This window comes from Massilia solisilvae (assembly GCF_024753215.1).
Classification (GTDB): domain Bacteria; phylum Pseudomonadota; class Gammaproteobacteria; order Burkholderiales; family Burkholderiaceae_D; genus Telluria; species Telluria solisilvae.
The window spans coordinates 75,893-83,884 of record NZ_JANUGV010000010.1 but is presented as its reverse complement, the minus strand read 5'-3'; the positions used below and the strand labels follow the sequence as shown (position 1 = coordinate 83,884).

At 66.2% G+C, this 7,992-nt stretch carries 5 protein-coding genes; 3 read left to right on the top strand and 2 right to left on the bottom strand.

From position 1 onward, the window contains the following. Positions 1 to 92: 92 nt before the first annotated feature. Together NX773_RS22600 and NX773_RS22595 are read right to left on the bottom strand one after the other, a co-directional pair. Complete coding sequence (locus tag NX773_RS22600) at positions 93 to 830, bottom strand: SDR family NAD(P)-dependent oxidoreductase (protein ID WP_258858488.1); 738 nt, start codon at positions 828 to 830, stop codon at positions 93 to 95. A 17-nt stretch (positions 831 to 847) separates the two neighbouring features. Beyond that, positions 848 to 2,149: a family 1 glycosylhydrolase gene (locus tag NX773_RS22595; protein ID WP_258858487.1), complete on the bottom strand. Its 1,302-nt coding sequence runs from the start codon at positions 2,147 to 2,149 to the stop codon at positions 848 to 850. Between the two features lie 618 nt (positions 2,150 to 2,767). Between NX773_RS22595 and NX773_RS22590 the strand changes: the two genes are divergently transcribed. The 3 genes from NX773_RS22590 to NX773_RS22580 all read left to right on the top strand — a co-directional run bounded on the left by NX773_RS22590 (position 2,768) and on the right by NX773_RS22580 (position 7,703). Further along, positions 2,768 to 4,114 carry a TonB family protein gene (locus NX773_RS22590; RefSeq protein ID WP_258858486.1) on the top strand — a complete coding sequence of 449 codons (1,347 nt, stop codon included), beginning with the start codon at positions 2,768 to 2,770 and terminating at the stop codon, positions 4,112 to 4,114. Between the two features lie 157 nt (positions 4,115 to 4,271). Then, on the top strand, positions 4,272 to 5,399 hold the full coding sequence (locus NX773_RS22585; protein WP_258858485.1) for a polysaccharide biosynthesis/export family protein: 1,128 nt from the start codon (positions 4,272 to 4,274) through the stop codon (positions 5,397 to 5,399). A gap of 15 nt (positions 5,400 to 5,414) precedes the next feature. Next, the gene (locus NX773_RS22580; protein WP_258858484.1) at positions 5,415 to 7,703 is read left to right on the top strand and encodes a polysaccharide biosynthesis tyrosine autokinase; all 2,289 of its coding nucleotides are present in this window, start codon (positions 5,415 to 5,417) and stop codon (positions 7,701 to 7,703) included. The last annotated feature ends 289 nt before the right edge of the window (positions 7,704 to 7,992 follow it).

Below are 7,992 nucleotides of genomic sequence, written 5' to 3'. Positions count from 1 at the left end.
CCTGATGGGAAAGTAGGCAGGGCACGGCTACTAGATGTTCAAGTGGGTTCTCCGCATTTTTTCGCATTAATGGCACGAATCTGGATCGCTAGCTATAGCCGATCCAGACGTCCCCCATCCACCCGGAGCATCGCCCCCTGCACAAAGGCCGCGTCCGGCGAGGCCAGGTAGGTGATGGCGGCGGCCACGTTTTCGGGCTGGCCGACGTCGCGCTGGTCGATCTTTTCCACGCCTGACTTGATGTTCGGGTTATCCCACAGCATAGGCGTGTCGATGGCGCCGGGGAGCACCGCGTTGACGCGGATGTGGCGCGGCTTGCCTTCCAGCGCGGCCGAGCGGGTGAGCGAGAGCAGGGCGGTCTTGGCCGCCGCGTAAGGGGCAATCAGCGGCGAGGTTTCGACTGCATGCACACTGGATACGTTGACGATCGCGCCGCCATGGATCATCACGCGAAACGCATGCTTAATGAAGAAGAACGCGCCGAGCAGGTCCACCCCGAGCACGCTGTTCCAGTCCTCGGCCGTCTGCTCCTCAAGCGGCTTGAAGTTCATGACGCCGGCGTTGTTGACCACCACGTCAAGCCGACCGAAGCGCGCAATGGTTTCGTCCACCGTGTTGCGCACCTGGTCTTCGTGGGACACGTCGCAGGTGCTGCAAAACACGGCCGGGGCGCCCGCAGCCTGTAGCTGCGCCTGTGCCTGTGCCAGCTTGAGCGAATTGCGCGCGGCCAGCACGACGCTGGCGCCTTCATGGGCTAGCCGCGTTGCCACGGCCATGCCGATGCCGCCGGTGGCGCCGGTGACGATGGCCACTTGTCCAGTGAAACGCATGACTGCCTCCTGGGCGCTCAGTTGCCCTCGGTATTGCTCGGCGCGAGCGTCCGGCCTTCGTCTCGAGGCATGGTCGGCCGCACGTTGCAGATCAGGTCGTAGTCGCTCGGCATGGCCATCGGCACCTGCAGGCACACGCTCTGTGTCGGCAGCACCTGCAGCCAGTCTTGCACGAGCTCGCGGTAGGCGATCCCCACGGGCCGGATCTTGCGGTTCAGGTCGAACAGGCCGAGCGCGTTGACCCGGCCCTTGTCCTCGCGCAGGGCCGAGTCCCAGTCCACCTGGTCAGTAAGGGAGTACCAGGTGAAACCGACCAGTGGCACACCGTTGTTGCGCACGCGTAGCACGTTCGCCCATTCCTTGCGCAGCCACTTGACCGCCTCGTCGCCGTTGGGGCCCTCGCACAGGTTGGTTTCGGTGTGCATCACGGGCAGTCGATAGCGGTTGTAGTACTGGTGGGTGATGACGGCGTAGCCGAAGATTTCGCCTGCGGCACGGGTCGAACCGTCGGCACGGACGTAGTGCTCGTTGGTCTGGTAATAGTCGTTGCCCATGATGCAGTGGTGCTTGAGGTTGTTGTTGAGGAAGAAGTGGTACTCGTCGCGGGTCATGCCGTTGTCGAGCATGTATTCGTACATTTCCGAATCGACCCGGCGGCCGTAGTTCAGGTCGAGCGACAGGAAGCGGCGCGCATTGCGCACTTCGGCCGGGCCGATGGCGCGCGGGTTCTCGGCATGGTAGTACTCGCTTGATTCGCTTTGCACAAAGAGCGCGTCCGGCCGCACCTTCAGGATGGCGTGCATGGCCAGGATGTTGGCCTTGACGATGTGCTTCATCGCGGTGACGAAGGCGCGGTCGGTGCGTTCCTGTTCGTTCCACCAGCCGTACAGGGTCGAGAACAGGGCGCAGATCGACATTTCGTTGACCGGCGTGTAGAGCTGGTTCCACGGGTAGCGCTCGGCGAAGGCGCGCGCGTAGCGGGCAAAGAGCTCGGGGAAGTCGGGGTTCTGGAAGTTGCCGAGCCAGTCGGGCAGGCCGAAGTGGCACAGGTCCACGATGGCGGCAATGTTGCGCTCGCGCAGGTCGTAAAAGCTCAGGTCGGCAAAGTCCCAGTCGTAGCGGTTGGGCCCAAGCCAGGTGCGGTGCAGCGGCGGGCCGTAGCGCAGCACCTTCAGGCCCAGTTCCTGCACCAGGTCGAAGTCGGTGCGCCAGTATTTGTAGTGGCCGCACTTTTCCATCTCGTCGACACGCTTCCTGCCGTGGTCGATGGTCGGGGCGCTGTTTTCGATCCCGGTTGCGAAGATGAATCCGGGGGACATGATCCCTCCTCAGTCGGCGTATCACCATCCATGCTCATTCTGCCAGAACGGGGTTTGCCGCGATGTTCCGTATCGTGCGCGCCTCGCGTTACGGTCGAGTAAACGTTATGCTGTTTGTCCGACAACATTTCTCGCGCCATGTCCACTGCCGCCAGCCCGTCCAGCCAAAGCGAATTGGTCAACCGGCGCCTTGCCGTTGGCCTGTCGCTGTCCTTGGCGGCGCACGCGTTGCTGCTGTCGCTGCAGTTCGGGGTGCCGGGGCTCGGGGCCGGTGCCGTTTCCCGGCTGGTCGTGAGGCTTGCAGCTCCGTTGCGGCCGCTGGCGAGTGAGTCTGCGCCGCCGGCTGGTGACCCGGTTCAACCGGTCGAGGCAATGCCTCAAGCGCCGATGCCGGACGCGCCAGCACACGGGCTGCGGTTGGTGGAGCGTGTTCCGCCGCCACCGGTGAAGGCGAGCCCGGCAAAACGAGTCCCGCGCAAACGGTCCGGCCGGCCAGTCGTTCATCCAAAAACCGAGGCGTTGAGCGAGCGTGTGATTGCGCAGGATGGCAAGCCCGAGCCATCGTTCAGCATCCCTCAGCCGGAACCGGACGCGAGTACGGACAGCGGGACGGCCGTGTTGCGCACTGGTGCAGAGGAGGGTAACGGCGCCAGCGTCGCCGGCAACGACGCTGAGCAGCGTGAACGGATCGAACAGGCGGCGGCCGAGCAGCGCGTTGCGGAGACGCGCAGGCAAGCGGAAGAGGCCGCAGCCCGGCAGGCGCAGGAGGAGACTCGCCAGCTGGAAATGGCGAAGCTGGAACAGCAGCGCCAGGAACAGGAACGGCTGGCGGCGCTGCGCGCGCAAGAGCAGCGGCAGGCCGAGCAGGCGCTGGCGTTGCGCCGCGAGCAGGAACGGACGCAGCGCGAGGAGCAGTTGCGCGCGGCGCAGGAAGCCCAACGGCAGGAGCAGTTGCGGCTGGCGGAACAGGAGCGCACCCGCGCGCAGGAAGCGGCCGAGGCGCTGGCCCGGCAGCAGGAACGGGAGCGCGACGCTGCCGCGGCCTTGGTCCGGGAGCAGGAACAGCAGCGGGCGGCGGAAGCGGCGGCGCGCGAACTGGCGCGCCAGCGCGCTGCGCAAGAACACGCCCGCCTGCTGGCCGAGCAGCGCGCCGCGCAGGACAGGCTGGAGCGCCAGCGGCAGGCCGAGGAACAGGAGCGGCAGTCGCGCCAGCGCGCGGAGGAAGAGCGCCAGCAGGCCGAGCTGCGCCAGCGGGAAGTACTCGCAGCCCAGCAAAAAGCGCAGCAGGAAGCGCTGCGGCGCGAGGCCGAGGATGCCGCCCGGCGCCGGGCCGAGCAGCTTGCGCAGCGCCAGGCAGAGGAACTGGCGCGCCAGCGCGCGCAGGCAGAAGCGCGGCGTGCGCAGGACGCGGTGGCTGGTCAGGAAACCGTGGCGCCGGGCGCCGGAGCGGGCGCAGCGTTTGGTGGCAGCGGACTGGCCGGCGAGCGAGCCCGGCGCACGGCGCTCGGCAGCGAGCTTGGCAACCGCGCGCGCGAGCTGGTGCGTGGACTTGGTGTGCTCGGCGGCGCGCCGCCCGTGGCGCGCACGATCGAGGACGATTCGCGGCAGCGCCGGCGGGTCGTGTCCACGGGGGCGGAGCGCGACGTGCCGCTGCGCCTGTACATCGACGGCTTTCGCCAGAAGATCGAGCGCAACGGCACGCTCAACGGCGGCCAGCTGGGCGACCGCGTGCGTATCGATCCGGTGGTCAGCGTGGCGCTGCGCAGCGACGGTAGCGTCGAGGACGTGATGATCGTACGCTCCAGCGGCCACGCCGAGGTGGATGCGGCGGTGCGGCGGATCGTGCGCCTGAACGAGCGCTACGCCGCGTTCCCGCCGAATGTCGCGGCGTTGTACGACGTGATCGAGATCCGCCGCATCTGGACGTTTGCGAACGGGCTCAAGCTGCTGGAGGAAGTGCGCTGACGCCCAGCCGGTCGGACCGGCACTACGGTTGAGCCCGGCTTTCAACGCCTCCCTGCTCTAAACCTTGCCACCTGAGCCCGGCGTTTGACGTGCGCCAAAGCCCAGCCATTGAGACGCCGTACTCTGACATGGAGGCGTTTCTTGACAGGCGATCATCATGAGATTCTCTATTGCAAGAGCACTTCTACGGACCTGCCCCCTGTTGATCGTGTCGGCGCTTGCGGGGTGTGCCAGTGGGCTGCAGTTCCATTCCGGCGGCGCCGACGGCCGGGCGGAAGCGGCGCCGCCCACTGAAATGATCACCGAGCAGTTGATTCACGCGGAAAAGCAGAAGGCAGCGCAGCAGAAGCAGCAAGACATCTCCTCCCTGATCGTCAAGAACCCCGGGCCGTACCGCATCGGCGCCGGCGACGTGCTGTCGATTACGGTGTGGGACCACCCCGAGCTGGCCGGCGCCGGCATGCCCGCGGCCGCGGCCGCCGCCGACAACGGCACGCTGGCCACCGCCGCCGCCAACTCCACACCGCCCGGCTTCGTGGTTGACCACAAGGGCCGCATCCAGTTTCCGTTTGCCGGGCTGCTGCCGGTGGAAGGGCTGACCGAGGAACAGGCGCGGGCGCAGCTGTCCGAAAAGCTGGCCAAGTACATTGCCAATCCCAACGTCACGCTGCGCGTGCAGTCGTACCGCAGCAAGCGCGTGTACATCGACGGCGAGGTCAAGTCGCCGGGGCTGCAGGCAATCAATGACATCCCGATGTCGCTGATGGAGGCGCTCAACCGGGCCGGCGGGCTGCTGCCAACGGCGGACCAGAGCCGCATTGCAGTGGAGCGCAGCAAGGTACGGTACGACATCAACCTGCGCGAGCTGGTGCAAAAGGGCATCGATCCGAATACGGTGCTGCTGGCGCCGGGCGACGTGGTGCGCGTCCATTCGCGCGACGAGAGCAAGGTGTTCGTGTCGGGCGAGGTGATCACGCCCAAAGCGCTGACCATGCACGACGGGCGCCTGACGCTGAACGAGGCGCTGGGAGAAAGCGGCGGGGTAAGCCCGTTGTCCGGTGACGCGCGCCAGATCTACGTGGTGCGCAAGACCGCCGAAGGCACACGTGTGTTCCAGCTCGACGCACGCGTGACCGGATCGATCGCGATGGCCGAGGAGTTCGAGCTGCGGCCCAAGGACGTGGTGTATGTGGCCGCGTCGCCGCTGGCCAACTGGAACCGCAACCTGAGCCTGCTGTTCCCGGGCGCGTTGACCTCGGCGGTGGGTGTGACCACCCGGCCCTGACCGCAGGAGGAATCCATGACCACGCCAGGCGAACACCACCAGCTCACCCATGTCGTACACAGTCCCCCGATCCTGTCGGTACCGGTCAACCCGTACCCCTACGAGCGGCCGGGCGACGAGCCGACGGTGGACGTCAAGAGCTATTTTAATACGCTGTACGACAGCCGCTGGCTGATTGGCGGTATCACGGCGCTGATTACTTTCGTCGCCGTGCTGTATGCGCTGGTGGCCAAGCCGGTCTATGAAGACAACCTGATGATCCACGTGGAAGAGGAGAGCCCGAACGCGTCCAAGAACATCCTGTCCGAGGCGTCGTCGCTGTTCGAAACCAAGAAGGCGGCGATCGCCGAAATGGAGCTGCTGCGCTCGCGCATGGTGGTGTCGCGCGCGGTGGACAACCTGCAGCTGTACATCCAGGTCGAGCCAAAATACCTGCCCATTGCCGGCTTCTGGTTTGCCAATCAGAACAGCGGGGTGCTGTCCGAGCCCGGCCTGTTTGGCTATGGCGGCTATGTCTGGGGCGGCGAGCGGGCCGACGTGTCGGTGTTTGATGTACCCGACGCCTGGCTGAACCGGGAATTCACGCTGACCGCGCAGGGCAACAACCGCTACCGGTTTTCCGGCGGCGGCCAGCGCCTGGTGTTCGAGGGAACGGTGGGCCAGCGCTACCGGGTGCCGACGCCGGACGGCGTAGTCGAGATCAAGGTCGACCGCATGTATGCCAAGGCGGGCGCGCGTTTTCGCATCAAGCGCATGTCGCGGCTGGGCACGATCCAGGCGATCCAGCTCGCGCTGGTGATCGCGGAGCAGGGCAAGCAGTCGGGCGTGATCGAGGTCAAGCTGCAGGGAGAGGACGCCAAGCGCATCCACAGCCTGCTGTCCGAGGTGGGGCGTGAATACATGCGCCAGAACCTGGCGCGCAAGACCGAAGAGGCGGAAAAGTCGCTGGCGTTCCTGAACCAGCAGCTGCCGATCCTCAAGCGCCAGCTGGAGCAGTCCGAGGATCGCTACAACCAGTTCCGCAATGCGCACGGCACGGTCGACCTGCAGGAGGAGGCGCGCATGAGCCTGGAACAGGCGGCCGCGGCGCGCGCGCGGCGCATGGAACTGATCCAGAAGAAGACCGAGCTGCTGTCGCGCTTTACCGAGGACCACCCGGTGGTGGCGGCGATCAACCGTCAGCGCAAGGAAGTTGACAACGAACTCGACGCGATCGCGGCCCGGATCAAGACGCTGCCGGTGCTGGAGCAGGACGAGGCGCGGCTGACGCGCGACATCAAGGTCAACACCGACCTGTACACGGCGCTGTCGAACACGGCCCAGCAGCTGCGGCTGATTTCGGTGGGCCGGGTGAGCAACGTGCGTATGATCGACGCGCCGATCGCGCCGGAAAAGCCGATCAAGCCGAACCGCCCGCTGATCGTGGCGCTGGCGGTGGTCACGGGGCTGTTTCTGGGGACGCTGATCGCGTTCACGCGCAAGGCGATCAAGGGTGGCATCGACGATCCGCAGAAGATCGAGCGGATGTTGCGCGCGCGTATCGTGTACGCGTCGATCCCGCACAGCAGCAACCAGGACAAGCTGTTGCGCAAGGCACGCGGCGAGGGCGGGGTGCTGCCGCTGCTGGCCCAGATCATGCCAGAGGACGAGGCGGTGGAGGCGCTGCGCAGCTTTCGCGCCGCGTTGCAGTTCTCGATGCCGCACTTTAAGAACAACATCGTCATGTTCACCGGACCGACGCGCGCGCTCGGCAAGTCCTTCGTTTCGGCCAATTTTGCGGCAGTGGTGGCGGCCAGTGGCAAGCGGGTGCTGCTGATCGACGCCGACCTGCGCAACGGCCACCTTCACCGCTATTTTGGCGTCAGCCGGGAACGCGGGCTGTCGCGCACGATCACCGGCGCGCTGCCGGTGGAAGAGATCATCCATCACAGCGTGATGGAAAACCTGGACTTCATCCCGACCGGCGAGCTGCCGCCGAATCGCTCCGAGTTCCTGCTGCACCTGAATTTCGGCAGCCTGCTCGAGGCGGTCAGCCCGCATTACGACCTGGTGCTGCTCGATCCGCCGCCGCTGCTGCCGGTGTCGGACGCGCTGATCATCGGCGCCCATGCCGGTGCGGTGTTCATCGTGGCGCGCTCGGGTGTGACGACCGAGGCGCAGATCAACGAATCGATCAAGCGCCTGAACCACGCCGGGATCTCGCCGCAGGGCGTGTTGTTCAACGACATGGCATTGCGCCTGGGCGCCTACGGCGGCCAGTACAAGTACGGCACGCCGAGCCAGATCGGTTACGTCGCCGGCTAGCACCGCCAACCGGTGTTGGGCGACCGTGAATGCGGCTGCATCGGAGCCAAGTGACGGATGCCGCCGTCAGCGCGGAAGAGAGTGCGGTGGGTCATCGCGCCCTCGGTTGTACGTTGTCGCGCGCCAGCGGCAGCGCACATGCGATGCCGATTCCGCCGATCTGTAGCAAGTCCAGTCGACATACAGCGGCGGTCGCCCGTGATCGTCAGCGCCAGCAGGCCTGGTCGCGAACCCAAGCCGTGGCGCCGGTCAGAGCCCGTGGCACCGGTAACTGATCGAGGGCTACCCG